Source organism: Pedobacter sp. BS3 (assembly GCF_008274585.1).
Taxonomy (GTDB): domain Bacteria; phylum Bacteroidota; class Bacteroidia; order Sphingobacteriales; family Sphingobacteriaceae; genus Hufsiella_A.
In genome coordinates, this window is record NZ_VTRT01000007.1 from 175,178 (window position 1) to 201,316 (window position 26,139).

The following is a 26,139-nucleotide window of genomic DNA, read 5'->3' on the forward strand; positions in this document are numbered from 1 at the left end:
TCTTATACCGGTTCGTGAAGACACGAACCAGGGCGTTGAGATATTCATTTTGGGTACCTTCCCCCAATTTAAATCTGGATATTGTATTCATTCGAATTATCACATAGGGATTCCTATATCCGAAGGACTCTTGTAGAGGAACAAATCCCAGTGAGCAAATACCCCCGTAGTGTATTAGTGTTTTTTATTAAATTTGTATAATTGCTTAAGCGATATGGAAACACTGACTATTCAGATACCTGACAAAGATGCAGGAGTGATTAAAGAGGTACTAAAGAGATTTAATGTCAAAATCGTTAAAGCGACAAAGGCCGGTTTTGCCGAATATATTCCCAATGAGCTTACGAAAAAAACTATCGAAGATGCTCATAAAGGAATGAGCTTGGGGCAGCCAATAAAAGACATTAAATCTTTTGTAACCTCTGCATAAGCATGTTTACGCTTATACCTACAAATCAATTTGAAAAAGACCTGAAAATTGTAAAGAAGCGTTCAGCAAAAAATGCAGATTTGGTCATTGATTTTCTGGAGAAATTGCAAATTTCAGGTGCCGCCGGAATTGCTAAAAAGCATCGCCCTCATAAACTTACCGGTAATTATAAAGATGATTGGGAGGCGCATATAAAACCCGATTTACTTATAATATGGTTTGAAATAAATTCCCGGCAGGAGATTATTCTTTTAAGGATAGGTTCCCACAGTGATTTGTTTTAAGAATTTATAGTTGGTCAGGATTTGTAATCCCGATGAGCGAAAGCAAGAGCAGCGGTTAGTGCCCTTTCATCCTTCCCCCTTCCTACCTTCAGGCTCCATTTAACACTTTTTAACAAATAAGCGCCGGGTTTGAGTTGGCGAAACAAGGCGTATCTGTTTAAGTTTGTCTGCCAAACAGTAAATTTCATGGACGAACTTACAAATCATAGCGAAGAAGCAGTACCAACCCCGGTGGCTACGGCTTCATCTCCAACAACCGACATCCGTGCCCTGCACGAAATGATACAAAAAGAAAGCGCCTTTATCGATTTGCTGAAAATAGAAATGGATAAGGTGATTGTCGGGCAGAAATACATGGTAGACCGATTGCTTATCGGACTGCTTACCAACGGACATATCCTGCTGGAAGGTGTTCCCGGACTGGCCAAAACGCTGGCCATTAACACGCTGGCCAAAACAGTTCAGGCCGGTTTCAGCCGCATACAGTTTACGCCCGACCTGCTTCCTGCCGACCTGGTGGGAACCATGATTTATAATCAGAAAAAGGAAGAGTTTATTGTACGGAAAGGGCCGGTATTTTCCAACTTCATCTTAGCCGATGAGATTAACCGTGCTCCTGCGAAAGTACAAAGTGCCCTGCTGGAAGCCATGCAGGAACGTCAGGTCACCATCGGCGACCAGACCTTTGCACTGCCCGAGCCTTTCCTGGTGCTGGCAACACAGAACCCGATTGAGCAGGAAGGAACATATCCGTTACCCGAGGCCCAGGTCGACCGTTTTATGCTGAAAATCGTTATCGGTTATCCCGATAAGGAAGATGAAAAGCGGATTATGCGGGCTAACATCGCCCCGCAGGGAATGTTACAGCCTAATGCTATCATACGTCCCGAAGATATCCTGAAAGCCCGTAAAGTGGTGCGTGAAGTGTATATGGACGAAAAAATAGAGCAATATATCATCGACCTGATTTTTGCCACCCGTTATCCCGAACAGTACAAGCTGGATAATTATAAAAACCTGATTAGCTTTGGCGCTTCGCCGCGTGCCAGCATCAGCCTGGCCCTGGCATCCAAAGCCTACGCCTTTATCAAACGTCGCGGTTACGTGATACCCGAAGATGTGCGGGCAGTTTGCCAGGATGTGCTGCGGCATCGTGTAGGTCTTAGCTACGAGGCCGAAGCCGAAAACATGACGCCGGAAGACATTATTACAGGTATTCTGAACGCGGTAGAAGTTCCTTAACAGGTTAAGCGATGGCTAAGGACACGAAAGAGCTGCTTAAAAAAGTACGGAAAATAGAAATCAGGACCCGGGGATTGAGTAATCACTTGTTTTCGGGTGAGTATCATTCTGCCTTTAAAGGCCGGGGAATGGCTTTCAGCGAAGTGCGTGAGTACCAGGTGGGTGATGAAATACGTACCATCGACTGGAATGTGACCGCCCGTTTCAACCATCCCTACGTCAAGGTTTTTGAAGAAGAACGGGAGCTTACCGTGATGCTGCTAATCGATGTCAGCGCATCCGGCGAGTTTGGCACGTTCAAACAGCAGAAGCAGGAGCTTGCCGCCGAACTGTGCGCTGTGCTGGCGTTCTCGGCCATACAGAACAACGATAAGGTGGGCGTACTATTCTTTACCGATAAGATAGAGAAGTTTATCCCACCCAAAAAAGGACGCAGTCATATCCTGATGATTATCCGGGAACTGATAGACTTTAAGCCGCAAAACACCGGTACCGATGTAGCCGAAGCGCTCCGGCATTTTACCCGTGCCATTAAAAAGCGCTGTACAGCCTTTATTATTTCCGATTTTATAAGTCCGGCCTTTGGGGATGAGCTTAAAATCGCCAATAAAAAGCACGATATTATTGGCCTCAGGCTGTACGATAAGCACGAAGAAGAGTTCCCGGATTTGGGCCTCATCCCCGTAAGGGATGCCGAAACCGGGAATATTACCTGGGTAAACAGCAGCAGCAAGGCCGTACGCACAGCTTTTAAAGCCGAAGCTTTGGAACGGGTCGACCGCCTTAACGAAGCGTTTCGCAAATCAGGAGTTGATTTTACGTCGATAGGTACGCATCAATCGTATGTGCAGCCGCTGATGGCCTTATTTAAAAAACGGGAAAGCAAACGATGAAATCTTTCTTAAAATATAGTCTTTTCGTATTCTTAATAGCTTTTGCTGTTTTAGCTAAACCCGCATTCGCACAGCAAATTACCGCCGAGGCCAGCCTGGATACATCCTCTATCGTGATGGGCGACCAAACTACCCTGCATCTGCGTGTGCACCTGCCCGCAAAAGCACAGGTCGCTTTTCCGGCTTTAGCCGATACCATTACCGGTAAAATCCATATTGTAAGCAGCAGCAAGCCGGATACGCTGAACAATAAAAACAGTGGCGCTAAAACCATTACACAGAATTATGTGATAACTGCTTTTGATGCCGGTGCGCATACCATTCCCGCCCTTGAAATTCAATCGCCGCGAGGCGCTGTGAAAACAAATCCGTTAACGCTGTATGTACAGTCCGTAACGGTAGACACTAGCAAAGCTATTTATGATATTAAGCAACCTCTGGCCGTTTCGTACACGTGGATAGACTGGCTGAAAGACCATTGGCTATGGATTGTACTTCCGCTGTTCGTGCTGGGAGTTATTGCTGCCGCGATTTATTATTTCAGGAAGAAGCCTGTTAAACAAACAGCTCCGGTGAAAGCGGAACCGGCTTTGCCAGCCCATGTAGTTGCCCTGAATAAGCTCCGGGAACTCGGAGAGAAAAAGTTGTGGCAGCAAGGGCTGATAAAACAATACTACAGCGAGCTGAGCGATGTGCTGCGTGAATACCTGGAAAGGCGGTACACCATCCCGGCGCAGGAGCAAACCACCGATGAAATATTACGCAGCTTAAAGCACCGGGACATCAGCGGCAGCGATAGTGACAGGCTGCGGCAGGTATTAACACTGGCCGACCTGGTTAAATTCGCCAAGGAGCAACCCTTACCCGCAGAGAACGAGCTGAGTATGGAAATGTCCGTTGGATTTGTGGAAAGCACGAAGATGCGGGAAGCAGCAATTCCACAGAAAGGAGGCGAGGCAGATGGCGTGGCTTAAAGCGATTGAGTTTGCTAATCCCGGCTTTTTCTGGTTGCTGCTCATCATACCGCTTATGCTGGCCTGGTATATCTATCGCGAAAACCGGCTTTACGGAAACCTGCGGATGTCGGCCACCAAAGCCTTTTCGGGTGTTAAAAGCAACAAAGCGATAGGACGGCATTTGAGTATCGTGTGGCGTTGCCTGGCTGTTATCTTCCTGGTGATAGCGCTTGCCCGGCCACAATCGTCGTTAAGCTGGCAAAATACTACCACCGAAGGTATCGATATCATCATCGCGTCTGATATTTCGGGCAGTATGCTTGCCGAAGATTTTAAACCTAACCGCCTGGAAGCCGGTAAAAATATTGCCATTGATTTTATTAAGAACCGCCCCGACGACCGCATCGGTTTAGTGGTGTTCAGCGGCGAAAGCTTCACGCAATGTCCGCTTACCATCGACCACGATGTGCTCATCAATCTCTACCAGGATATAAAAAACGGAATGATTGAAGATGGTACGGCAATCGGTATGGGGCTGGCGACAGCGGTAAACCGTTTAAAGGACAGTGAAGCCAAAAGCAAGGTCATTATCCTGCTCACCGACGGTTCCAATAATATGGGTGCTATACCACCGTTAACCGCTGCCGAAATTGCCAGGCAGTTTAACATCCGGGTGTACACCATTGGCGTAGGAACCAATGGGTATGCGCCATATCCCGTGCAAACGCCTTTCGGCATACAATACCAGCGTATGCCGGTGCAGATTGATGAAGCTACGCTGACCAAAATAGCCACTACAACTGGCGGGAAATATTTCAGGGCGACCAATAACCAGGCCTTAAAGAATATTTACGAGCGCATTGATAAGCTGGAAAAAGCCAAAATAGAAGTGACGCAATACCGCAAAAAAACAGAATGTTTTTTGCCTTTTGCCATACTCGCCCTGTTCTTCATTGTGCTTGATTTTATCTTAAAAAATACCTTGCTGAAAGGAGCTTTAACTTAACAGGATGTTACGCTTTGAACATATAACTCTATTGTGGGCATTGGCCGCTATCCCGGTGTTTATCCTGCTTTTTATCGTATATAATCGCTGGAGGAAGAGAGCCATAGCAGCTTTGGGCGATGCGCATGTCGTGAAACAGATGATACCCGAGGTGTCGTTTTCGCGGCCCCGGGTTAAATTTATTTTTTTCCTGCTCGCTTACGCGATGCTTGTTATCGGCATGGCCAATCCGCAGATAGGCTCAAAAATGGAAGAGGTAAAGCGTAAAGGCGCCGACCTCATGCTGCTGCTTGATGTATCAAACAGTATGCTGGCAGAAGATTTAGCGCCAAATCGCCTGGAAAACGCCAAAAGAGCTATCAGCCAGTTGATAGATAATTTACACGATGACCGTATTGGTATTATCGTTTTTGCTGGTCAGGCGTATGTGCAATTGCCCATAACAACCGATTATTCGGCCGCCAAGCTGTTTCTGAATACCATCAATACCAATATGGTTCCAACGCAGGGAACGGCTATCGGCGCAGCCATTGATTTAGGCATGCGCTCGTTCGATTTTAAGAATGGCACCGGAAAAGCCATTATCATCCTTACCGATGGCGAAAATCACGAAGACGACGCTGTAGCTGCCGCAAAAAATGCCCGCGAAAAAGATGTTTCGGTGCATGTAATAGGTGTTGGTTCGCCTGATGGCGCTCCTATTCCATTATATCGCAACGGACAACGTGCCGGTTTCCATACCGATAATTCCGGGCAAACCGTAGTCAGCAAGCTTAATGAAGATATGGCCAAGGAAATAGCTGCCGCAGGTGGCGGAGCCTATGTGCGGGCAACCAATGCCAGCAGTGGTTTAAATATTGTCATGGACCAGATTGGTAAAATTCAGCGAAAAACCTACGACAGCAAATCGTTTAAAGATTACGAAGACCGGTTCCAGATTTTCCTGGCATTGGCCTTGCTGTTCCTGGTTGTTGAGTTTTTTATATCGAATCGTAAGAACCTGAAATTAAGCAGGCTGAAATTATTTGAAGTAGAAGAAAGTTAAAAGTTGAAGGTTGAAAGTTAAAATAACGAACGTTACCAGTATGGAAATCATACGTCAAAACTTAATTGCGGTTTTCCTATTCCTGCTTCCTGCAACAGCTCTTATGGCGCAGCAGGAAAAACGTGATATCCACAAAGGAAATGAACTATACAAGCAAAAGAAATATACCGAAGCCGAAGCCAGTTATCGTAAATCGGTAGCAAAAAACGGGCAATCGGTAGCCGGTAACTTGAACCTGGGCGATGCTTTGTATAAACAAAAAAAGTATGCCGATGCCGCGGAGCAATTCGGTAAGATTGCCGGAACAGCTACCGACAAGCAGGTACGGGCACAAGCCTATCATAATTTGGGCAACGCTTTGCTCGAATCAAAAAAGATACAGGAAAGCATTGATGCCTATCAGAAAGCACTGATGGAAAATCCTAAGGATGATGAAACGCGTTATAATCTCGCTTATGCCCAGCAACTGCTTAAAAAGCAGCAGCAACAGGACAAAGACAAGAAAAAGCAGGATAAGGACAAGAAGAATAACCAGGATAAGGATAAAAAAGATAATCAGGACAAAAACGATAAGAATAAAGACCAGCAGAACGGCGATAAGGACAAACAAGACGGAAAGGACAACCAGGATAAAGATAAGAACGGGGATAACCAGGATAAGCAGCAGCAAAACGGAAAGCAGCAACAGCAGCCCGGCAGCTTATCAAGAGAAGATGCCGAACGGATGCTCGATGCCCTGAATAACGATGAAAAGCAAACGCAGGATAAGCTGAAAAATAAGAAATTAAAGGGAGCGAAAGTTCAAATAACCAAAGATTGGTAATATTGCGATAATATCATGAGCAGAATCTATTATATCGCTACACTTTTACTATTATGGTCGGGTTTGCTGCTGGCGCAGGATGCCCGTTTAACTGCCTCGGCAAGCAAAACCCAGGTAGCTACCGGCGAACAGTTTGAAGTTACCTTCTCGGTAAACACCAATGGCGACCGTTTTACAGCTCCTTCATTCAGTGGTTTTGAAGTGGTATCGGGGCCCAACGTGTCTACCAGCATGACCTCCATTAATGGGAATACCACCGTCAGCAATTCATACAGCTATGATTTAGTAGCCGTTAAGCAGGGAACATATACCATTGGGCCGGCCTCAGTCGTTGTAAATGGCCATAAGCTGAACAGCAATACGCTTAAAATTACGGTGATAAAAGGTCAGCCGGTACAGCAGCAGAATACTACAGCATCGGGAGGAAACCAGGCCGATGAAACGGAAACCGGAAGCGCCGCATCGGTAGCCGATGCCCTGTTTATACGGGCGGTTACTGATAAAAGCAATGTATACCAGGGACAGCAAATCATTGTAAGCTATAAGCTATACACGCGGCTGGCTATTTCAGACAGCGGCGTTGACCAGCTACCTCAGCTTAACGGATTCTGGAGCCAGGATATTATTCAGCCGCAGCAGGTGCAATGGCGTACAGAAGTGTACAAAGGGCAAAGCTATAATGTAGCCGATATCAAACAAACCATTTTATTCCCTGAACGTAGTGGGAACCTGACCATCGACCCTTTGGGGATGTCGTTCATTGTGCGTAAGGCCATGCCTGCACGCAATATCATGGAGCAGTTTTTTGGCGGAACCTATAAGGATGTAAAATATTCGGTAAAAAGTAAACCGGTTACCATTCATGTAAAGCCGCTTCCGGACAGCGGTCAGCCGGAAAGCTTTGCCGGAGCCGTGGGCAATTTCTCCTTAACGTCCGCTATCGATAAGAAAGAGCTGAAAGCCAACGAAGCGCTGAACTTTACCTTTAAGGTTTCGGGAAGCGGAAATCTGAAACTGCTGAAAGCTCCTAAAGTAGATTTTCCGGCTGACTTTGAGGTATATGACCCGAAAGTAACCGATAACATTTCGGCCACAGCCAACGGATTGTCAGGCAGCCGTACCTACAATTACCTGGTTATACCCCGCCATGAGGGTGATTTTACTATCAACCCCGTTAAGTTTTCCTACTTTAATCCATCAACCGGGAAGTATGTTACCTTATCATCCGAAACATTCTCCATCAAGGTAAACAAGGGAGCTGCCAACACCAATGTAACCGCTTTATCTTCAACAGACCAGCAGGATATTAAGGTACTCGGCAACGATATCCGTTATATTAAAACCGGTGATGCGGCTTTGCGTAAGCCCGGTAGTGGATTTTATAATTCTGCAGGGTATTACCTGTTACTTTTATTGGGGCCGGCGGCATTTATTGCCGCGTTGGTATATCGTCGCAAACAGCGGCAGGATAATGCCGATGTAGTTGGCGTGAAGCGCAGGCGGGCTGCTAAAATGGCTGCCAAACATTTGGAAAGCGCCCGTCAGCAGTTGGATACGAACAATACACAGGCCTTTTACGAACACGTTTTTAAAGGATTGTATGGCTACCTGAGCGATAAGCTGAATATCAGTTACGCAGCTTTGAACCGGGAGGAAATTATGCGGCAACTGCAATCGCGGCAGGTGGATGAGCAACTTATCAGGCAATTACTGGATACGCTTGATTTGTGTGAGATGGCCCGTTATGCACCAGTTACGCACACTGCTCCACAGGAAGTGTATGAGAAAGCCAAAGATATTATCAGTGAAATTGAAAATAAACTGTAGCGATGCCGAAGTATATCACATATCTTGTTATTAGTATGGTGCTGCCGCTTTTTGCAGCCGGTAATGATTTACAGCCGGTTTTTGAAAAGGGAAATGAGCAGTATGCCAAATCGAAATATAACGATGCCATTACTTCTTACCAGCAAATATTGGATGCCGGTTATCAGTCTGCCGCATTATATTATAACCTGGGTAATGCGTATTATAAAAACGGACGAATTGCCCCGGCCATCCTGAATTATGAAAAAGCCTACAGGCTGTCGCCCGGCGATGAGGATATCCGGTTTAACATCCGCTTTGCAAACTCCAAAATCACCGATAAGGTGATTGAAGCGCCCGAATTATTTATACAACAGTGGTGGAAAGGACTGTTGTTCAGCTTTACGGCAAATACCTGGGCGGGGCTTAGCGTGCTACTGGTGCTTGCGGCATCGGCATTATTCATAGTATACCTGTTTGCAGCTATGGTAAGCGTTAAAAGAACGTCGTTTTATGCCGGATTGACCTTACTCATATTGGGTTGCCTGGTCATTATAATTACTAACCGGCAGGCTCACTATTTCGAAACGCATCGCGAAGCGATTGTTTTTACGCCTTCCGTTACGGTAAAAAGCTCCCCCAATGCTGATTCTGGTAACCTGTTTGTGTTGCACGAAGGAACCAAAGTACAGTTGCTGGAAAATTTCGGCGATTGGATGAGAATCAGGCTGGCTAATGGCAACGAGGGGTGGATAAGCAGGAATGATGCGAAAGAGATTTAAGGTGAATTTTTCGCTCGTTATGGATAATAAAATGTGCCGTAAGCACAACCGCTTTGTAAAAGTGCCTGCAAACTTAGGGGCAATCCTCTGATAACTAAAAGGTGGCGTACCTACGGCACGCATATCCACATGTTCTACTGTTTACAAAGCGGTTGTCCCTATGGGACAAAAAGGCGTTGTCTGTTGAAGTTCTCGAAGCAATCTTAAAAGGGTAGGCTTGTGCTCGTTTATATTAACGAGTGCATCATTACCCGGCGTTTATAACGCCGTAAACTTTATAAAAAGTTAAACTTTCCTGTAATACGAAGGCTTAGTTAGTCGGACGCTCAACGCCTCACGGAAACTTAAGCCAGTACAGGAGATAAACAAGAATGATGCAAAGGAGATTTAAGGTAAATTTTTCACTCGTTAGGGATAATGAAATGTGCCATAGGCACAACCGCTTTGTAAAAATACCTGCAAACTAATATTTTGCTCCGTAGGAGCAGTCCATAATAAAAGGTGGCGTACCTACGGCACGCATATCCACATGTTCTACTGTTTACAAAGCGGTTGTCCCTATGGACAAAAAGGCGTTGTCTGTTGAAGTTCTCGAAGCAATCTTAAGGGTAGGCTTGCGCTCGTTTATATTAACGAGTGCATCATTATCCGGCGTTTGTAACGCCGTAAACTTTATAGAAAGTTAAACTTTCCTGTAATATGAAGGCTTAAGTTAGTCGGGCACTTAACGCCTCACGGAAACTTAAGCCAGTATATGATGTGGATTGTGATAGCATGAAGACTGCTTCGATTCCTCGCAGTGACGTTCTATTTTCGTCATTGCGAGGAGGTACGACGAAGCAATCTTAAAGATTTCTCAGTTACTCTACACCCAGTTTGGCCATAACCTCGCTGCTTACTCCGGTGGATGAGTATCCGCCATCGTGGAATAAGTTCTGCATGGTGACCATACGGGTTAAATCAGAGAATAAAGTGATGCAGTAGTCGGCGCAAGCCTCAGCATCGGCATTACCTAACGGTGCAATGGCATTGGCATAGTCGTAAAAATCGCCAAAGCCTTTTATGCCGGTACCTGCGGTTGTTTTGGTAGGCGATTGCGATACGGTATTGATACGTACCTTTTTATCAACGCCATAATGATAGCCAAAGCTGCGGGCAATGGATTCAAGCATGGCTTTGATATCGGCCATATCGGTGTAAAACGGATAAGTACGTTGTGCGGCCATATAGGTTAATGCAACCACGCTGCCCCATTCGTTAATGACATCCAGTTTTTTGGCTACGCTCAGCATTTTATGAAAAGACAATGCCGAAACATCTATTCCTTTCATGAAATAATCGTAGTTGGATTCGGTGTAGGGTATGTTTTTACGGATGTTAACGCTCATGCCGATGGAATGCAGCATGAAGTCGATTTTTCCGCCAAGTATCTCCTGCGATTGGGTGAACAGGTTGGTTAGGTCGTCTATGTTGGTGGCATCGGCCGGGATAATTTTTGAGCCTGTTTTTTCTGCCAGCACGTTAATTTCACCCATGCGCATGGCAATAGGAGCGTTGGTTAATACAAAGGTAGCCCCTTCTTCGTGCGCTTTTTCAGCCACTTTCCAGGCTATAGAATTAGCATCTAATGCACCGGTAATAATACCGCGTTTGCCTTTTAATAAATTATAAGCCATGTATTCAAATTTGGTGAGGGCTAAGTTAATGGATAAAGCCGAAACACCAAAAGTTTAGTTTCGGCGCTGTGAAAGATAATCGAACAGGATTTTAATCGGTTTTGATTACCCGGAATTCGGTGCGTCGGTTTTGCTGTCGTCCTTCTTCCGATGCGTTTTCTGCTACCGGCTTGGTTTCGCCATATCCTTTATAGGTAAGCCGTGAGGCTGCAATTTGGTTTTCGAGCAGGTAATTATAGACTGCTTTTGCTCGATTTTCTGATAATACCATATTCTTCTGCATATCGCCTACATTATCGGTATGCCCGGAGATTTCGATAACCACTTTTGGGTTCTTTTGCAGGAAATGAATTACCTGTTGCAGCTCGGCCTTAGATTCCGGCAGGAGATTGTATTTGTTGGTGTCGAAGAAGATATTGCTAAGTACTACCAGTGCGCCCGGCTCAATCTTTTCAAGCGGTACTTTTACTAAAAACGGTTTGATAGCCGATGAGGGTTTGTCCAGCGAATAATTGGCGGAATAGAACAGGTAGCCTTCTTTTTCAATATTCAGGGCGAATTTTTTGCCGATAGGCATGGTAGCCAGAAATTCGCCGCTGCCCGGCTCGGACGAATCATCGTAAGCCAGCGTATTATCGGCTATATTAATGATTTTGATAGCTGCTTCCAGTGGTTCACCGGTTTTTTTGTCGAATACAATACCTTTAACATACGTAACCGGTTTAGGACGCAGGGCTGCCGGCAGGTCGAACGAATAAATGTCCATGCCGCCGTAACCATCGGGTTTTTCAGCTGAAAAATAGGCCGTGCGACCATCACTGCTGATAAATAAGCCGCTTTCTTCACCGTATGAATTAATGGGATAGCCCAGGTTCTCAGGTTTTTGCCAGTTGCCTGCGCTGTCTTTACGACTTAAAAAAAGGTCTTTATGCCCAAATCCCGGCCAGCCGTTTGATGAGAAATACAGCGTCTGGTCATCAGCGTGGATGAACGGCGAATATTCATCGTAGGCCGTATTGATATTGGGGCCAAGATTTTCCGGGTCACTCCAGCCACCGCCGGGTTTCAAGGTACTTTTCCAGATGTCGTAGCCACCATATCCGCCGGGACGGGTACTTACAAAATACAACGTTTTTCCATCGGCAGATAACGACGGTTGCGACTCCCAGCCGGGGGAATTGACCGGGTTGCCAATATTAAAGGGTTTGCTCCAACTTTTGCCCTCACGCTTAGAGATATAGATATCGCAACGTCCCATGCCGTCCGGGCGGTTGCATCCTGTAAAGAACAGGTACATGCCATCGGGCGAAATACACTGTGCGCCCTCGTTAAATTCGCTGGTATTAATATTCGGACTCAGAAATGTAGCTTTTGTCCATTTGCCATCGCGTTTAACGCTGGTATAAAAATCCTCATTCTGGTTAGTCTGCCGGGTAAAAATCAGGGTTTCATCATCGGCAGTAACTACGGGCAGGTATTCCCAGTCTTTGGTGTTTACGCCCTCGCCCAGGTTTACCGGGTTAAAGTTTACCGGGTGCTGTATGGCAGGAATACTGAACTCGCAATCGGCTATGAGCTTTTCGGCCTGCTTTTTGCCGCTTTCGGAGACTGTTGGATAGGAAAGGTATTTCTTTAAATGGTCAAGCGCTGTGTTGTATTTCCCGGTATTAACCTCGCTTTCGCCCAACCCGAAATACGTGCCGGGATAGAAATCAGGGTTTAGGCGCAATACGTGATTATAGGCCTCGACCGCTTCGGCATATTTTTGCTGACGGCGGTAAACATCGCCCATTTGCTGGTAAGCTGCTGTAAACTTTTCGTCGTAGATTACGGCCTGCTTTAGCTGTTCAATGGCCTTATCATATAGTTTGTAGGTAATGCTTTTTCCCGCGTTCTGGTAGGCCTGCTGGGCATTCCTGTTTTTTGATTCAAAACCGCTCTGGGCATAAGTGTAACCCATGCATAGCGATAATAATATAGTTACTACCTTCTTTTTCATTAGGCGGCTATTAAGAGAGCGTTTAGCCTTAACGAAGTCTAATATAAGTAAATTATGAAATAATTGTGAATTAATTAAGGAATATTGAGGTATTTATGTGTCTGTAAGGAAATTTCCCATTTTGGGTTTTCCTTTACATAATCAATGATAAGTGGTGTTACGGTTGTCGCTTTAGACCATTCGGGCTGCAGGTACAGCTTACATTGTGGTGAAACCAGTTCCGCATGCTGTTCGGCCCACTCAAAATCGCTTTTGTTAAAAACAATGACTTTCAGCTCATCCGCTTTGGGCGCTACGGAAGGTAGAGGAGCTTTGAATTTTTTTGGCGACAGGCAAATCCAGTCCCATGAGCCGCTTAAAGGATAGGCTCCGGAAGTTTCGATAAAGGTTTTGATACCTTTTTTTTGCAGTTCGGCAGTCAGATAATCCAGGTTATAAATCAGGGGTTCGCCGCCGGTAACCACAACAGCCTTGCCGGGATATTGCGAGGCATGTTCAATAATGCGGTCGGCAGAGGTTAGAGGATGTAGTTCTGCGTCCCAGCTTTCTTTTACATCGCACCAGTGACAGCCAACATCACAACCTCCCAACCGGATAAAATAGGCGGCTTTGCCGGTGTTAAAGCCTTCGCCTTGTATGGTGTAAAACTCTTCCATTAAAGGTAAAAGCGAGCCGTCTTCTGGTATTATGTGTGCCATTTAGTAATTTAGGCTGCAAATATACGCATTCAAACAGGTTTGGCCGATGCATTGGGTAAGGATATTGTCAAAACACGAAAGCGAGGAATCCGGTGATTTTGTGCGCATGGTAAAGATTGACGGACAGAAAATCTGCCTGGTTAGAAACGATGGACGGTTTTATGCGTTGCAGAATACTTGTCCGCATGCGGGCGGCATATTAAGCGGCGGTTGGTGCAAAAATGGCCATATTGTTTGTCCGATACATCGCTATGAATACGACCTGGAAACCGGTAAAGGCGCTCCCGGTCAGTATGATTACGCGGACGTGTATCCTTTGGAATTGCGTGACGATGGCTTATACATCGGTATGAAAGAAAGCTGGTGGAAAAAGGTATGGGGTGGATGATGTATTGCTGACGCTCGTATTATTTGGCGTTTTTACGCCGTGTATATATGTAAGGAGAATTTGCGATGCAATCGCAATAGAGGTATGCACTCGTTGCAAACGAGCGCAAGCCAAAGTGCCTTTTTCTCCAACGTTTGCAACGTTGTACATATATTTTAGCGATGCAATCGCAATAGAAGTATGCACTCGTTGTAAACGAGCGCAAGCTAATGAACGTCCATTGCAAATGAGCATAAGCTAAGTCTTATTGAAGCAATACTACATTAACCAAACCTTTACCGTCGGCATAATCTATGGCCGAGCTATAAAGATAATGATGTGATTCGGCTACAATACCGGCTTTTACAGGATTTTGATGGATGTAATCAAGTTTTTGGTCGATAAAATAATTGCTGACCAGTTCAACACCATGATATCCATCTTGCCATACTTTATAATCTTTTACCCGTTGCAGGTATTTACCGGCATACTCAAACTTATTTAGTAACCATTCGGCACGGCTTTCATTATTTGTTTTAATTTGCTGTATAATTTGTTTATTGGTGAATTTTTTAAAGTCGCGTATTATTTCCGATAGTTTATAACCTGGTTCAGCAGCCGCTATTAAGTGGATATGGTTGGTCATTAAGCAATAGGCATAAACAATTAATCCTTTTTCCTGCTGGCAGTAGTTTAGCGAATCGGCAATAATAGATTTATACTCAATACGTGTAAAAATATCAATCCAGCCAACAATGGTCAGCGTCATGAAATAAATGCCCTCGGCATTACGGACTTTGTATTGATGGGACATGCAACTAAAATAAGTGTTTTAGGTTTGCGATGCAATCGCAATAGAAGTATGCACTCGTTACAAACGAGCGCAGGCTGAGTTTCTACTTGTTGCTGACGCTCGTTTGCAACGAGTGTCTTTATCTCCAACGTTTGCAACGTTGTACAATATATTTGTTATAAATGGATTTGCGATGCAATCGCAATAGAAGTATGCACTCGTTACAAACGAGCGCAAGCTGATTGCAACGTTGTACAATATATTTGTTATAAATGGATTTGCGATGCAATCGCAATAGAGGTATGCACTCGTTACAAACGAGCGCAGGCCAGATGTTGTATTCTCCTTCTCCGGCGTTTTTAACGCCGCATTTTTTTACAAAAAAATAATACATCATTGTGTAAGTTTGCCACGTAATGAAAGAACAAACCAAACTGATACGTACTCAGGCAGAACGGACGCCTTACCGCGAACATTCTGTGCCTTTATATCTTACATCGAGTTTTATTTTTGACGATGCTGAGCAAAGCAGGGCGATATTTGCCGAAGAGATGCAGGGTAACGTTTATTCACGCTATTCCAATCCCAATACCACGGAATTTATTGAAAAAGTTTGTGATATGGAGGGAGCCGAGGATGGATTAGCCTTTGCTTCGGGTATGGCTGCTGTATTTGCCTCGTTTGCCGCTTTATTAAAAAGTGGCGACCATATTGTTTCTTTTCGTTCGATATTCGGGTCAACACATCAGTTGCTTACACAATTTTTTCCGCGTTGGGGAATTACTTCAACGTACATCGATGCCTCGCAGCCCGAACTTTGGGAAGCGGCTATCCGGCCGGAAACAAAGATGATTTTCCTGGAAACGCCGTCAAATCCCGGTTTGGAGCTGGTAGATTTGGAATTGCTGGCTAAGCTTAAAGAAAAATATCCGCACATCATTATCAATGTAGATAACTGTTTTGCTACGCCGTATCTTCAAAAGCCGATTCAGTTTGGCGCTGATTTGGTAAGCCATTCGGCAACCAAATACATGGACGGACAGGGACGCGTTCTGGGTGGTGTAGTGGTAGGCCGTAGAGAACTTATCAAGGATATGATGTTCTTTATCCGGCATACCGGCCCGGCAATGTCGGCGTTTAATGCCTGGTTGTTGTCAAAAAGTCTGGAAACCCTTCCCCTGCGTATGGACAGGCATTGCAGTAACGCATTAAAGGTAGCTGAAATGCTGGAGGCGCATCCTGAAATTGAGCAGGTACGTTACCCGTTTCTGCCTTCGCATCCGCAATATGAGCTTGCCAGACGCCAGATGAAGCAGGGCGGCGGTGTGGTTTCCTTTATTGTAAAAGGAGGCTTTGACCGGGCAAAACGTTTCCTGGATGCCTTGAACATGATACTAATTACCTCCAACCTGGCCGATTCACGCAGTATTGTAACACATCCGGCGTCGACTACGCATTCCAAGCTCACCGATGAGGAGCGTGCCCGTGTGGGAATTTATCCCGGTTCTATACGTATATCTGTGGGCTTGGAGGATATTAACGATATTCTGGCCGACCTGGAAACAGCCCTGGCTAATTCAAAATAAAATCATCATGCAGGTAGAATTAAAACGATTGAACGACGCTGTCCACTTTCAGGCTGAAGGCAGCACTCCCAATATACAAGTGCATATTGACGGTTCGCCGGAAATAGGTGGAGAAGGATTAGGCGTTCGCCCGATGGAACTGGTGCTGATGGCATTGGGTTCCTGCAGTTCGCTGGATTTAATTAATATCCTGAAAAAGCAAAAGCAGGTTATTCGCGATTTTTCGGTTTCTGTAACCGGCGAGCGTGCTGATGCGATTCCTGCTGTATTCACCAAAATTCACATGGTTTTTACCTTGACGGGGAATATTGACCTGGCGAAAGCCGAAAAAACCGCGGAGCTTGCTGTGAAAAAATATTGCTCGGTACACGATATGCTGGCTGCCGGAGGCGTAGAAATTACCTACGAAGTGAAATTGAAATAAGCGCCTTTTTTCCAGTAGTTTTATCGGATGGCTTTAGGGTTAACTGTTAAAATATGTTAACGCTTCGCATTTGCCGTTTAAAAAGATAAATTTGCATCCTTGAAATAATATGATAAAATATATAACAGCCGTTTTTCTCATTGCCTGCATGGCTTTTGCTTCCTGTAGAAAAGCAGATGATACGCCGGTTTATGATGCGAACAAGCAATTAGGCCAGGACACCATAGTGATAAAAAACTATCTGGCGCAAAACCATATCGAAGCAGTAAAGCATAAAAGCGGTATTTATTATGTGCTGGAAGATCCGGGTAGCGGTGATTATGATTACGGCGACCTCAGCACAACAGAAATTACGGTTAAATATACCGGCAAGCTATTAAACGGTACCGTGTTTGATTCCAATACAACGGGCGTGACTTTGGGCCCACAGCAAATACCAAACGGTTTGGCCGGCCTTATTCCGGCCTGGCAAATTGCGCTTGCCCCCGCAAGCATGAATGGTATTGTTGACGGAGGACTACAGAACGGGGGTAAAATCCGTATAATTACGCCATCGGTATACGCCTATGGTCCTTACACTCAAAACGGAATTCCCGCTAATTCAGTGCTTGATTTTGAGATTGAACTGCTGAATGTTAAAACGTATAATTAAATGAAATTACATCACTTGTTTTTATTGCTGGGTTTAGGTTTGCTGGCATTTTCATCCTGTAAAAAAGAATACGAAAGCATTGAGCAGTACGATGAACGCCAGATTCAAAGCTATATTAAGGCCAATAACTTAACCGGCATGACACCGTATAACGACACCGGTATTTATTCTAAAATCATTACACCGGGAACCGGAAGTGAAATGGATTATACGGAGCAAGTGCCATTGGTATATACCATGAAAACGTTGGATGGCTCCTATTCGTCTACCGATACCATTGTGAACCATTATGGTAATTACCTGGGTTATTTTGGCATAACCGGTTTGCGTGAAGGAGTGAAGGAAGTTTTGAAGAACCGGGGAGGGGAGATACGCTTGCTGATCCCATCGAGGCTGGCTTACGGTCGCAACGGTTCAGGAAGCATACCCGGCAACGCGTCGTTGGATGTTACCGTTAAAGCGCTGGATATAGCCGGTCTGGATGAGTACGAAGACCAGATGATTAAAAAATATATGGATGCCAATGGCTTAACCTCATCCTATACCAAAACGGCTGATGGCATTTACTACCGGGTAGTAGAAATGGGTTCGGGCAGTCCGATTACGGCAGATTCGGTGATAACAGCCACTTACGTAGGAAAACTACTTAACGGAACCTACTTTGACGGCAGTGCGACAGCCTCAAGCACATTAACATCCTATACCTTAAATACGCTGGCCGATTGCTGGGTAAACATATTGCCTTTAGTAAAAGAAGGCAGTACGGTACGTTTTATAAGTCCGTCAAAATATGGTTATGGCTTAACCGGCTCCGGAGCCGTTCCGGCGTTCTCCCCGCTTTACTTTGATGTAAAGGTTACGGATGTAGCCAGCGAGTGATCAAATCTTTATATGGTTTGTAGCAGATGCTGCAAGGCAGGCTGTAGCTCAGGATATTGAAACCTGAAACCGGTATAACTTTTAACTTTTTATTTTTGGCTTCCAATAAAGTTTATGTTATATAAGAAGCACGTATTTATTTGTACCAATCAGCGTCCGGCGGGAGGCAGGGTATGCTGCGGCGAAGCTCATGGAATGGAGTTGGTGGCTGCGTTTAAAAAACAGGTAAAAGCCAGGGGCCTGCAATCGGAAATAAGAGCGCAACGGGCCGGATGTATGGAAACCTGCGAGCTTGGCCCAAGTGTGGTAGTGTATCCCGAAGGTGTTTTCTATGGGCACGTACAATTATCTGATGTTGACGAAATAGTTACCGAGCACTTACAAAATAACCGGGTGGTGGAACGGTTACGTCTCACCGATGCCGATTTTAGTAAACTTCCCTGGAAAAAAGGTTAAGCTGTATAAAGCCTTTCTGCGGTACGGACTGGTGCCGGTGGAACAGCCAGGTTTTGTAAGGCTTGCTCAAAACCGGTTGGCGTAATGCCTGCAAGCTGTTGCAGACTGGTTGTATCGCAGGTTAGCGTATGGCGTAAATGCCTGTTTAATGAACGTACCTGCTCTACAGGCAACTCCATTAGCATACCTAAAAAGCGGGTCCACAATATCCCCGGTACAGGAATAGATAGTGTTGTTCGCGACAGTTTCAATAGCCTGGCATAAGTTAGCAGTAAGTCCTTGTAAGTCATCACATCAGGGCCGCAAACATCAAAGTCCCTGTTAAAGGACGAGGTGTTTAATAATATACCCGTTAGGCAGGCAACAAGGTCTTGTAATGCGATGGGTTGTTGCAGGCTGTTTTTTAACCATCCGGGCAGGATAATAATGGGCAGTTTTTTCACCAGCGTGTGGATGCTGGTAAAAAATACACTCTCAGCCGCCAAGATGGGCGCTGTTTTTACTATGGTACATGGAATATTACCTTGCAGCAACAGGTGATTGATACGGGAACTTTCGTTTTGCCGGTCGGTAGTAATACCAGTCAGGCTGATGAGTTGCCTGCATGATGTTTCTTCCAGCGCTTTAATAAAATTTTCTGCAAGAATAAATTGTAACCGGTTAAACACCATAGAATCAGGTGCAATGTACGGACGCAAATAATAAGCAACATCAACATCAACGGGCAATCTTAAAGTTGTTGTCCGTAATAGATCCGCTTCAATATACTGTACATTGTCAGGTGCCGGAGGCATGAATCTTTTATCGCGGCAGAGGTATATCAGCTCATATCCCTGTCGTTGAAGCTCATGTAGCAGTGCCCTGCCGATAAATCCGCTTGCGCCAGCCAGTAAAATTTTCATACCATGTCAGTTATCATAGCAACAATCGAAGGCTTGAGGTAGTTTGAAAAGTTAAATTAAAAGTCAAAATATGTGATGCGCTCATTCCCGAATAGATAGGTCTCAATCTTAACACTCATCAACTAAGCCAACTATCAAGCGCAAAATCTTACATATAAATGATGGTAGGTAAATCTACAGAGTTTGTACCTTTGTAATCTGGAAAGAAAGCATGATGTCTCCTAAAACCATTTTGGTATGGTTTAGAAATGATCTCCGGATCCACGATAATGAAATCCTTTTAGAAGCGATAAATAAGGCCGAAAGGGTATTGCCTGTGTATTGCTTTGACGACCGGCAATTCCGTGAAACGGCTACCGGTTCCAGGAAAACCGGCGTAAAACGTGCCCGTTTCCTGCTTGAAAGTGTAGCTGACCTGAAACAAACACTTCAAAAAGCGGGGGGAGATCTGCTGGTTGTTCAAGGACATCCCGAAATAGTATTACCCGAAATTGCCCGTAAGTATGAGATAGCCGAAGTGTATCATCACCGTGAGGTAGCACACGAGGAAACACATATATCTACGCTGGTAGAGGATGCGCTCTGGAAGCTGCACATTAATCTCAAGCACTTTATCGGGCATACCATGTATCATAAAGAAGACCTTCCTTTCCCGATAAAGGATATCCCGGATGTTTTTGCCACCTTCAAAAAAAAGGTAGAACGCGATAGCGAGATCCGGCCCTGTTTTGCTACTCCGCAACATATTCCTTTGCCGGATAATGTGGAGGAAAGTGCTTTACCGTCATTAAGTGATTTAGGTTATCCGGAAACTGCTGACGATAATGCCGCATTGTTTATAGGCGGAGAGCACGAAGGTCTGAAACATCTTCACGAGCTGTTTATCCAACCTCAGCTCTCAAAAAAAGTTACTTCAAACCTGTCGCCCTGGCTGGCTTTGGGTTGTTTATCCATACGCCAGGTATACTGGGTAATGAAAGAGTATATCAGCAATCCTGATTATGGCGGTTTTGCCAGCCAGGTAATATTAGAGCTTTTATGGCGTGATTACTACCGCTTTATGTTTAAAAAACATGGCAATAAATTTTTCAGAGAAACCGGCTTTACCGGTAAACCGCTCACCTTTGCCGAAAACCAGGAGCTTCAATTTGAAAAATGGAAAACCGGTCATACCGGAATGCCGTTTATTGATGCAGTGATGCGTGAATTGAATGCTACCGGCTATGTTTCGTTTACCGGGCGTACCGCTGTTGCCAGCTACCTGATTAAGAACCTGGCGGTAAACTGGACGTGGGGCGCTGCTTATTTCGAAGAGAAGTTAATTGATTATTCGCCGGCAAGCAACTGGGGCAACTGGGCTGCAATTGCAGGCGTGGGCAATAATCCCAAAGAAAACCGCGACATAAATCTTCAGAAAGAAGCCCTGAATTATGATCCCAAAGGAGATTATGTGCGTAAGTGGGTCCCGGAGCTTGCCTGTATTCCCGGTGCCCAGGTACATCAGCCCTGGCTGCTAAGCGAAACAGAAACAGAAAACTACGGAATTGGAAATACCATATACGATGCAGTGATATCAAACTTACAAACAGCCACGTAATGTTAAGTCAAAATTCAAAACCGGCAACCGGCTTAACATGAGCAATATCGTTAAATTGATATGCAGATTCAGAGTTGGCTTAGCCCTACATCGATTGCGTAGATTTATTCATTATTTTGTGCAGCTTTGTGCACCCAAAGTTATAATTTTGCAACCGCTACTATAAATAAACAATTATATCCTCATGAGCAACCCGTCGTATATTAACAGTGCAAACGCGGCATACATAGATTCACTTTACCAGGCATATAAACAGAACCCCGAATCGGTAGAATTTGGCTGGCAGAAGTTTTTTGAAGGATTTGATTTCGGACAGGCACAGCCTTCGGCAGAAAATGCAGGTACATCAGAACATTTTTTAAAAGAAATCAAAGTGCTCAATATGATCAACGGTTATCGCGACCGTGGTCATTTATTCACCAAAACCAATCCCGTACGGGAACGCAGAAAATATTATCCCGGTAAGGAACTGGAAACCTTTGGTTTTACCGAAGCCGATTTAGATACCGTGTTTAATGCCGGTGTTGAGGTAGGTTTAGGGCCGGCTACTTTACGTGATATACGCGAACTGCTTGAGCAAACCTATTGCCAGTCTATCGGGGCAGAGTATAAGTTTATCCGCAGTCCTCAAAAAATGAAATGGTTTGAGGAGCGTATGGAACGCGAACGCAATACGCCTAACTTCTCGGTAGAAACCAAAAAGCGGATCCTGCAAAAGCTCAATGAGGCCGTAGTATTTGAAAACTTTTTGGGAACAAAGTTCCTGGGACAAAAGCGCTTTTCGCTTGAAGGGGCAGAAGGTGTAATTCCGGCACTGGATTCGGTGATTGAAAAAGGCGCCGAGCTGGGTATCGAGGAATTTTTAATTGGTATGGCGCACCGCGGTCGGTTGAATGTGCTGGCCAATATCATGCACAAAACCTATAAAGAGATATTTTCAGAGTTTGAAGGTAAAAGTTACGATGAAACCAAACCTTTTGGCGGAGACGTAAAATACCATTTGGGATATTCTACCGATGTAGAAACTGCCAATGGCAAAAAAGTGCATCTGAGTTTATGTCCTAACCCTTCGCATCTGGAAACTGTTGACCCGGTGGTTGAGGGAATGACCCGCTCTAAGGCAGACTTTAAATATAATGGTGATTTTAACCGGATTGCACCTATCCTGATTCATGGCGATGCATCTATTGCCGGCCAGGGTATTGTGTATGAGGTGCTGCAGATGGCCAAATTGGATGGTTATCGTACCGGCGGAACCATTCACCTGGTGATCAATAACCAGGTTGGATTTACCACCAACTATAAAGATGCCCGTTCATCAACCTATTGTACAGACATTGCTAAAGTAACCCTGTCGCCTGTATTCCACGTAAATGGCGACGATGTAGAGGCGCTGGTTTATGCTATTAATATGGCAGTAGAATACCGTCAGAAATATCATAACGATGTATTCATCGATATTTTATGCTATCGCCGTTACGGCCATAACGAATCTGACGAACCTAAATTCACACAGCCTTTGCTGTATAAAATTATTGAGAAGCACCCTAATCCCCGCGAGGTTTATAATAAAAAGCTGTTAGAGCAGGGTAGTGTAGATGCCAACCTGGCCAAAGAAATGGAAAAGAGTTTCAGGGCCATGTTGCAGGAACGTTTAAATGAGTCGAAAGAAGAGCCTTACTCAAACACCAATCCGATGTTCTCCGGAGCCTGGTTGGGATTGCATCTGGCTACACCCGAAGAAATTTATAAGCCTGCCGTAACTAAAGTTGCAGAAAAAACTTTTCTCGGTATCGCGAAAAAGATCACCACGTTGCCGAAAGACAAAAAATTCTTTAAAAAAATCGAAAAGCTGTTTGAAGAACGGGCAAAGATGGTTGAAACCGGAACATTTGATTGGGCAATGGGTGAGCTGATGGCCTACGGAACACTTTTGAGCGAAGGCCACAGGGTGCGCTTGAGCGGTCAGGATGTTAAACGCGGAACATTCTCTCACCGCCATGCTGTGCTTACACTCGAAGATTCGGAAGAAGAATATACACCGTTAAACGAAGTGAATCCTCAGGCGCCATTCAATATCTATAACTCGTTGTTGTCAGAATACGGCGTGTTAGGTTTTGAATATGGTTATGCGCTGGCTAATCCGCAATCGCTGATTATCTGGGAAGCGCAGTTTGGCGATTTCTTTAATGGCGCCCAGATTATCGTTGATCAGTTTGTAGTAAGTGCCGAAACCAAGTGGCAACGCTCTAACGGGTTGGTAATGCTGCTGCCTCATGGATACGAAGGTCAGGGGCCTGAGCACTCTTCCGCCCGTATCGGGCGTTTCCTGGCGGCTTGTGCCGATTATAACATCCAGGTAGCCAATTGTACCACACCGGCCAATTTCTTCCACATTTTACGCCGTCAGCTGAAACGCGATTTCCGTAAACCATTGATCGTGTTTACACCAAAGAGCTTACTGCGTCATCCGTTGGTAGTAAGCAAGCTGGAAGATTTTACAGAAGGCAGCTTTAAACCGGTTATTGACGATAGCTATGTAAAAGCAGCCCAGGTTAAACGGGTATTACTGTGCAGCGGTAAAGTATATTATGATCTGCTGGAAAAACAGCAAACAGATCAGCGTAAAGATGTAGCTATTGTGCGTTTGGAGCAGTATTATCCGATACCTCACGATGAGCTGGAGCAGGTAAGGATCAAATATAAAAACGCAGAATTTATCTGGGTGCAGGAAGAGCCGGAAAATATGGGTGCGTGGCCGTTTATATGCCGGAAATTCCGTAATTCTGCCTTTAATTTTGACGTCATATCCCGCAAGGAAAGCAGCAGTACCGCTACCGGGTATTCAAAACAACACGTTAATCAGCAATTATATATCGTAGGAAAAGCGTTTGAGGATAAAGCCGGGTCTGAAGTAAAAAAAGCCGTAGAAAAAACCACTAAAAAAGTCGTTAACATCGATTAAAGCCCAAACATATTATGAGTTTAGAGATCAAAGTTCCGCCCGTAGGCGAATCAATATCAGAAGTAACATTATCTAACTGGATTAAAAAAGATGGTGATTATGTAGAGATGGATGAGATAATCGCCGAGCTGGAATCAGACAAAGCTACCTTTGAGCTTACTGCAGAGCAGGCCGGGACTTTAAAAACAATAGCTAAAGAAGGCGATGTGCTGCCTATCGGGGCGGTGGTTTGCACGATTGAAGAGGGCGGCGCTGCTAAGCCAAAAGCTGAAAGCGAAAAGCCGAAAGCTGAAAGTGCCGACAGCAAGCCGGCAGCTCCTGCAGCAGAAAAAACGGCTGATAGTTATGCAAAAGGTACACCATCGCCGGCTGCGGCTAAAATATTGGCGGAAAAAGGTGTTGACCCTGCTGCTGTAAAAGGTACAGGTATTGATGGCAGAATTACCAAAGAAGACGCAAACAATGCACAGGCAGGAGCTAAGAAAGCCTCAGAAAAAGTTACCCAAGTTGTTCTAACGCCCCCACCACCAGTTGCCGGGGCTCGTAATGAGCGCCGTGAGAAGTTGTCCTCGCTGCGTAAAACCATTGCCAAACGTTTGGTAACGGTTAAAAATGAAACGGCTATGCTGACTACTTTCAACGAGGTAGATATGCAGCCCATCATGGATATCAGGGCGAAGTATAAAGAGAAATTTAAAGATAAATACCAGGTAGGCCTTGGCTTCATGTCGTTCTTTACCAAAGCGGTTTGCGAAGCGCTGAAAGAGTTTCCGGCAGTAAATGCCCGTATTGAAGGTGATGAGATCGTGTACAGCGATTTCGCGGACGTATCTATTGCTGTTTCTGCACCAAAAGGACTTGTTGTGCCCGTTATACGCAACGCAGATTCAAAAAGCCTGGCCGAAATTGAAAAAGCGGTAGTTGAGCTTGCCGGTAAAGCCCGGGATAATAAGCTGACGATAGAAGAAATGACCGGAGGTACATTTACCATTACCAATGGTGGTGTATTTGGCTCAATGATGTCTACGCCGATCATCAATGCGCCGCAATCGGCTATTTTGGGTATGCACAATATTGTAGAGCGGCCGGTGGCGCTGAATGGGCAGGTCGTTATCCGTCCAATGATGTATATTGCCTTATCGTATGACCACCGCATTATTGATGGTCGTGAATCGGTAAGCTTCCTGGTACGTGTAAAGCAATTGCTTGAAGACCCGACACGCTTGTTGCTGGGCGTTTAGGGATTGATTGGACATATATAAATTGATATAGAGGCCTGTTATTACAGGCCTTTTTTGTGTAAAGTTAAAGGTTCGGATAATGAAGAAATACCTGTTTTAAAGTTTTGTGTATTTGTTACTCATGATATTGCCGTTTGGTGCGTTGGCTATGCAGATTTTTATTAAAACCATGGAGGGCAAAACCATTACCCTGGAAGTAGAACCAAACGATACCATTGAGCAATTAAAGCAAAAGATACAGGATAAGGAAGGTATCCCACCAGAACAGCAACAGCTTATTTTTGCCGGTAATCAGTTAGAAGACGACAGAACATTAGCGGATTATAATATACAAAAAGAGAGTACAATACATCTGGTCTTGACGCTTCCTGTAGATCTTATTAGTTTTACTACTCGGATAAACTATGGTAGTGTATTACTGAACTGGGTAACGGCAATGGAAGATAATAATGATTATTTCTTATTGCAGCGTAGTACCGATGGCAGAAATTTTGAGTTGTTAGGTGAGGTATCAGCTGATGAGAGTGCAGGTCGTAAAGAATATAATTACAGGGATATGAATCCGGCTAAAGGAATCATCTACTATCGGCTCATTCAGATAGATAAAGATGGTAAAAACCATGAACTTGGTGTGTAG

At 44.8% G+C, this 26,139-nt stretch carries 25 protein-coding genes; 20 read left to right on the plus strand and 5 right to left on the minus strand.

The features are described 5' to 3' along the window. The first annotated feature begins 214 nt into the window (after nucleotides 1-214). The 10 genes from FW774_RS17515 to FW774_RS17560 all read left to right on the plus strand — a co-directional run bounded on the left by FW774_RS17515 (nucleotide 215) and on the right by FW774_RS17560 (nucleotide 9,267). Entirely contained in the window at nucleotides 215-430 is a 216-nt protein-coding gene (locus FW774_RS17515) for a hypothetical protein (RefSeq protein ID WP_149349517.1), read from the plus strand. 2 nt (nucleotides 431-432) lie between these two features. Next, nucleotides 433-714: a type II toxin-antitoxin system YafQ family toxin gene (locus tag FW774_RS17520; RefSeq protein ID WP_149349518.1), complete on the plus strand. Its 282-nt coding sequence runs from the start codon at nucleotides 433-435 to the stop codon at nucleotides 712-714. Between the two features lie 282 nt (nucleotides 715-996). Beyond that, on the plus strand, nucleotides 997-1,956 hold the full coding sequence (locus FW774_RS17525; RefSeq protein ID WP_410522748.1) for an AAA family ATPase: 960 nt from the start codon (nucleotides 997-999) through the stop codon (nucleotides 1,954-1,956). Nucleotides 1,957-1,967: 11 nt separating this feature from the next. After that, nucleotides 1,968-2,849 (plus strand): DUF58 domain-containing protein, encoded by an 882-nt coding sequence (locus FW774_RS17530; protein ID WP_149349520.1) that lies wholly within the window; start codon nucleotides 1,968-1,970, stop codon nucleotides 2,847-2,849. Beyond that, nucleotides 2,846-3,823, plus strand: coding sequence for a BatD family protein (locus tag FW774_RS17535; protein ID WP_149349521.1), 978 nt, complete (start codon nucleotides 2,846-2,848; stop codon nucleotides 3,821-3,823). Before FW774_RS17530 ends, FW774_RS17535 begins: the two co-directional genes overlap by 4 nt. Continuing rightward, entirely contained in the window at nucleotides 3,810-4,811 is a 1,002-nt protein-coding gene (locus FW774_RS17540; protein WP_187774941.1) for a vWA domain-containing protein, read from the plus strand. The genes FW774_RS17535 and FW774_RS17540 overlap by 14 nt, the downstream gene beginning before the upstream one ends. A gap of 4 nt (nucleotides 4,812-4,815) precedes the next feature. Continuing rightward, nucleotides 4,816-5,856, plus strand: a complete 1,041-nt coding sequence (locus FW774_RS17545; protein ID WP_149349522.1) for a vWA domain-containing protein — start codon at nucleotides 4,816-4,818, stop codon at nucleotides 5,854-5,856. Between the two features lie 40 nt (nucleotides 5,857-5,896). Then, entirely contained in the window at nucleotides 5,897-6,679 is a 783-nt protein-coding gene (locus tag FW774_RS17550; RefSeq protein ID WP_187774942.1) for a tetratricopeptide repeat protein, read from the plus strand. Between the two features lie 15 nt (nucleotides 6,680-6,694). Continuing rightward, the gene (locus tag FW774_RS17555; protein WP_149349523.1) at nucleotides 6,695-8,506 is read left to right on the plus strand and encodes a BatD family protein; all 1,812 of its coding nucleotides are present in this window, start codon (nucleotides 6,695-6,697) and stop codon (nucleotides 8,504-8,506) included. 2 nt (nucleotides 8,507-8,508) lie between these two features. Beyond that, nucleotides 8,509-9,267 carry a tetratricopeptide repeat protein gene (locus FW774_RS17560; RefSeq protein ID WP_242457867.1) on the plus strand — a complete coding sequence of 253 codons (759 nt, stop codon included), beginning with the start codon at nucleotides 8,509-8,511 and terminating at the stop codon, nucleotides 9,265-9,267. A gap of 860 nt (nucleotides 9,268-10,127) precedes the next feature. Here the strand turns inward: FW774_RS17560 and FW774_RS17565 are convergent. The 3 genes from FW774_RS17565 to FW774_RS17575 form a co-directional block, all read right to left on the minus strand. After that, nucleotides 10,128-10,943 carry an enoyl-ACP reductase gene (locus FW774_RS17565; RefSeq protein ID WP_149349524.1) on the minus strand — a complete coding sequence of 272 codons (816 nt, stop codon included), beginning with the start codon at nucleotides 10,941-10,943 and terminating at the stop codon, nucleotides 10,128-10,130. 91 nt (nucleotides 10,944-11,034) lie between these two features. Next, nucleotides 11,035-12,942, minus strand: a complete 1,908-nt coding sequence (locus tag FW774_RS17570; protein WP_149349525.1) for an OmpA family protein — start codon at nucleotides 12,940-12,942, stop codon at nucleotides 11,035-11,037. Nucleotides 12,943-13,016: 74 nt separating this feature from the next. Further along, a complete protein-coding gene (locus FW774_RS17575; protein WP_149349526.1) occupies nucleotides 13,017-13,640 on the minus strand; it encodes a 7-carboxy-7-deazaguanine synthase QueE in 624 nt (207 codons plus the stop codon). A 46-nt stretch (nucleotides 13,641-13,686) separates the two neighbouring features. Here FW774_RS17575 and FW774_RS17580 point away from each other — a divergent pair, with 46 nt between their 5' ends. Further along, a complete protein-coding gene (locus FW774_RS17580; RefSeq protein ID WP_149349527.1) occupies nucleotides 13,687-14,028 on the plus strand; it encodes a Rieske (2Fe-2S) protein in 342 nt (113 codons plus the stop codon). A gap of 244 nt (nucleotides 14,029-14,272) precedes the next feature. Here the strand turns inward: FW774_RS17580 and FW774_RS17585 are convergent, their stop codons facing one another. Further along, nucleotides 14,273-14,821 (minus strand): REP-associated tyrosine transposase, encoded by a 549-nt coding sequence (locus tag FW774_RS17585; protein WP_149349528.1) that lies wholly within the window; start codon nucleotides 14,819-14,821, stop codon nucleotides 14,273-14,275. Nucleotides 14,822-15,216: 395 nt separating this feature from the next. On the opposite strand from FW774_RS17585, the gene FW774_RS17590 reads away from it, so the two are divergent. From FW774_RS17590 to FW774_RS17615, 5 genes are all read left to right on the plus strand, one after another. Then, complete coding sequence (locus FW774_RS17590) at nucleotides 15,217-16,386, plus strand: trans-sulfuration enzyme family protein (protein ID WP_149349529.1); 1,170 nt, start codon at nucleotides 15,217-15,219, stop codon at nucleotides 16,384-16,386. A gap of 7 nt (nucleotides 16,387-16,393) precedes the next feature. Then, nucleotides 16,394-16,810: an OsmC family protein gene (locus tag FW774_RS17595; RefSeq protein WP_149349530.1), complete on the plus strand. Its 417-nt coding sequence runs from the start codon at nucleotides 16,394-16,396 to the stop codon at nucleotides 16,808-16,810. A 109-nt stretch (nucleotides 16,811-16,919) separates the two neighbouring features. Then, entirely contained in the window at nucleotides 16,920-17,462 is a 543-nt protein-coding gene (locus FW774_RS17600) for an FKBP-type peptidyl-prolyl cis-trans isomerase (RefSeq protein ID WP_242457868.1), read from the plus strand. Then, nucleotides 17,463-18,341, plus strand: a complete 879-nt coding sequence (locus FW774_RS17605; protein ID WP_149349531.1) for an FKBP-type peptidyl-prolyl cis-trans isomerase — start codon at nucleotides 17,463-17,465, stop codon at nucleotides 18,339-18,341. A 114-nt stretch (nucleotides 18,342-18,455) separates the two neighbouring features. After that, a complete protein-coding gene (locus FW774_RS17615) occupies nucleotides 18,456-18,797 on the plus strand; it encodes a (2Fe-2S) ferredoxin domain-containing protein (protein WP_149349532.1) in 342 nt (113 codons plus the stop codon). Here FW774_RS17615 and FW774_RS17620 read toward each other — a convergent pair. Continuing rightward, a complete protein-coding gene (locus tag FW774_RS17620; protein ID WP_149349533.1) occupies nucleotides 18,794-19,699 on the minus strand; it encodes an NAD-dependent epimerase/dehydratase family protein in 906 nt (301 codons plus the stop codon). The two genes, FW774_RS17615 and FW774_RS17620, sit on opposite strands and share 4 nt — an antisense overlap. A 211-nt stretch (nucleotides 19,700-19,910) precedes the next feature. Here FW774_RS17620 and FW774_RS17625 point away from each other — a divergent pair, with 211 nt between their 5' ends. From FW774_RS17625 to FW774_RS20540, 4 genes are all read left to right on the plus strand, one after another. After that, nucleotides 19,911-21,296: a DASH family cryptochrome gene (locus FW774_RS17625; RefSeq protein WP_242457869.1), complete on the plus strand. Its 1,386-nt coding sequence runs from the start codon at nucleotides 19,911-19,913 to the stop codon at nucleotides 21,294-21,296. Nucleotides 21,297-21,480: 184 nt separating this feature from the next. Beyond that, nucleotides 21,481-24,261, plus strand: coding sequence for a 2-oxoglutarate dehydrogenase E1 component (locus FW774_RS17630; RefSeq protein ID WP_149349534.1), 2,781 nt, complete (start codon nucleotides 21,481-21,483; stop codon nucleotides 24,259-24,261). Between the two features lie 14 nt (nucleotides 24,262-24,275). Continuing rightward, the gene (gene odhB / locus FW774_RS17635; RefSeq protein ID WP_149349535.1) at nucleotides 24,276-25,502 is read left to right on the plus strand and encodes a 2-oxoglutarate dehydrogenase complex dihydrolipoyllysine-residue succinyltransferase; all 1,227 of its coding nucleotides are present in this window, start codon (nucleotides 24,276-24,278) and stop codon (nucleotides 25,500-25,502) included. A 106-nt stretch (nucleotides 25,503-25,608) separates the two neighbouring features. Beyond that, nucleotides 25,609-26,139, plus strand: a complete 531-nt coding sequence (locus FW774_RS20540; protein ID WP_197739879.1) for a ubiquitin-like protein — start codon at nucleotides 25,609-25,611, stop codon at nucleotides 26,137-26,139.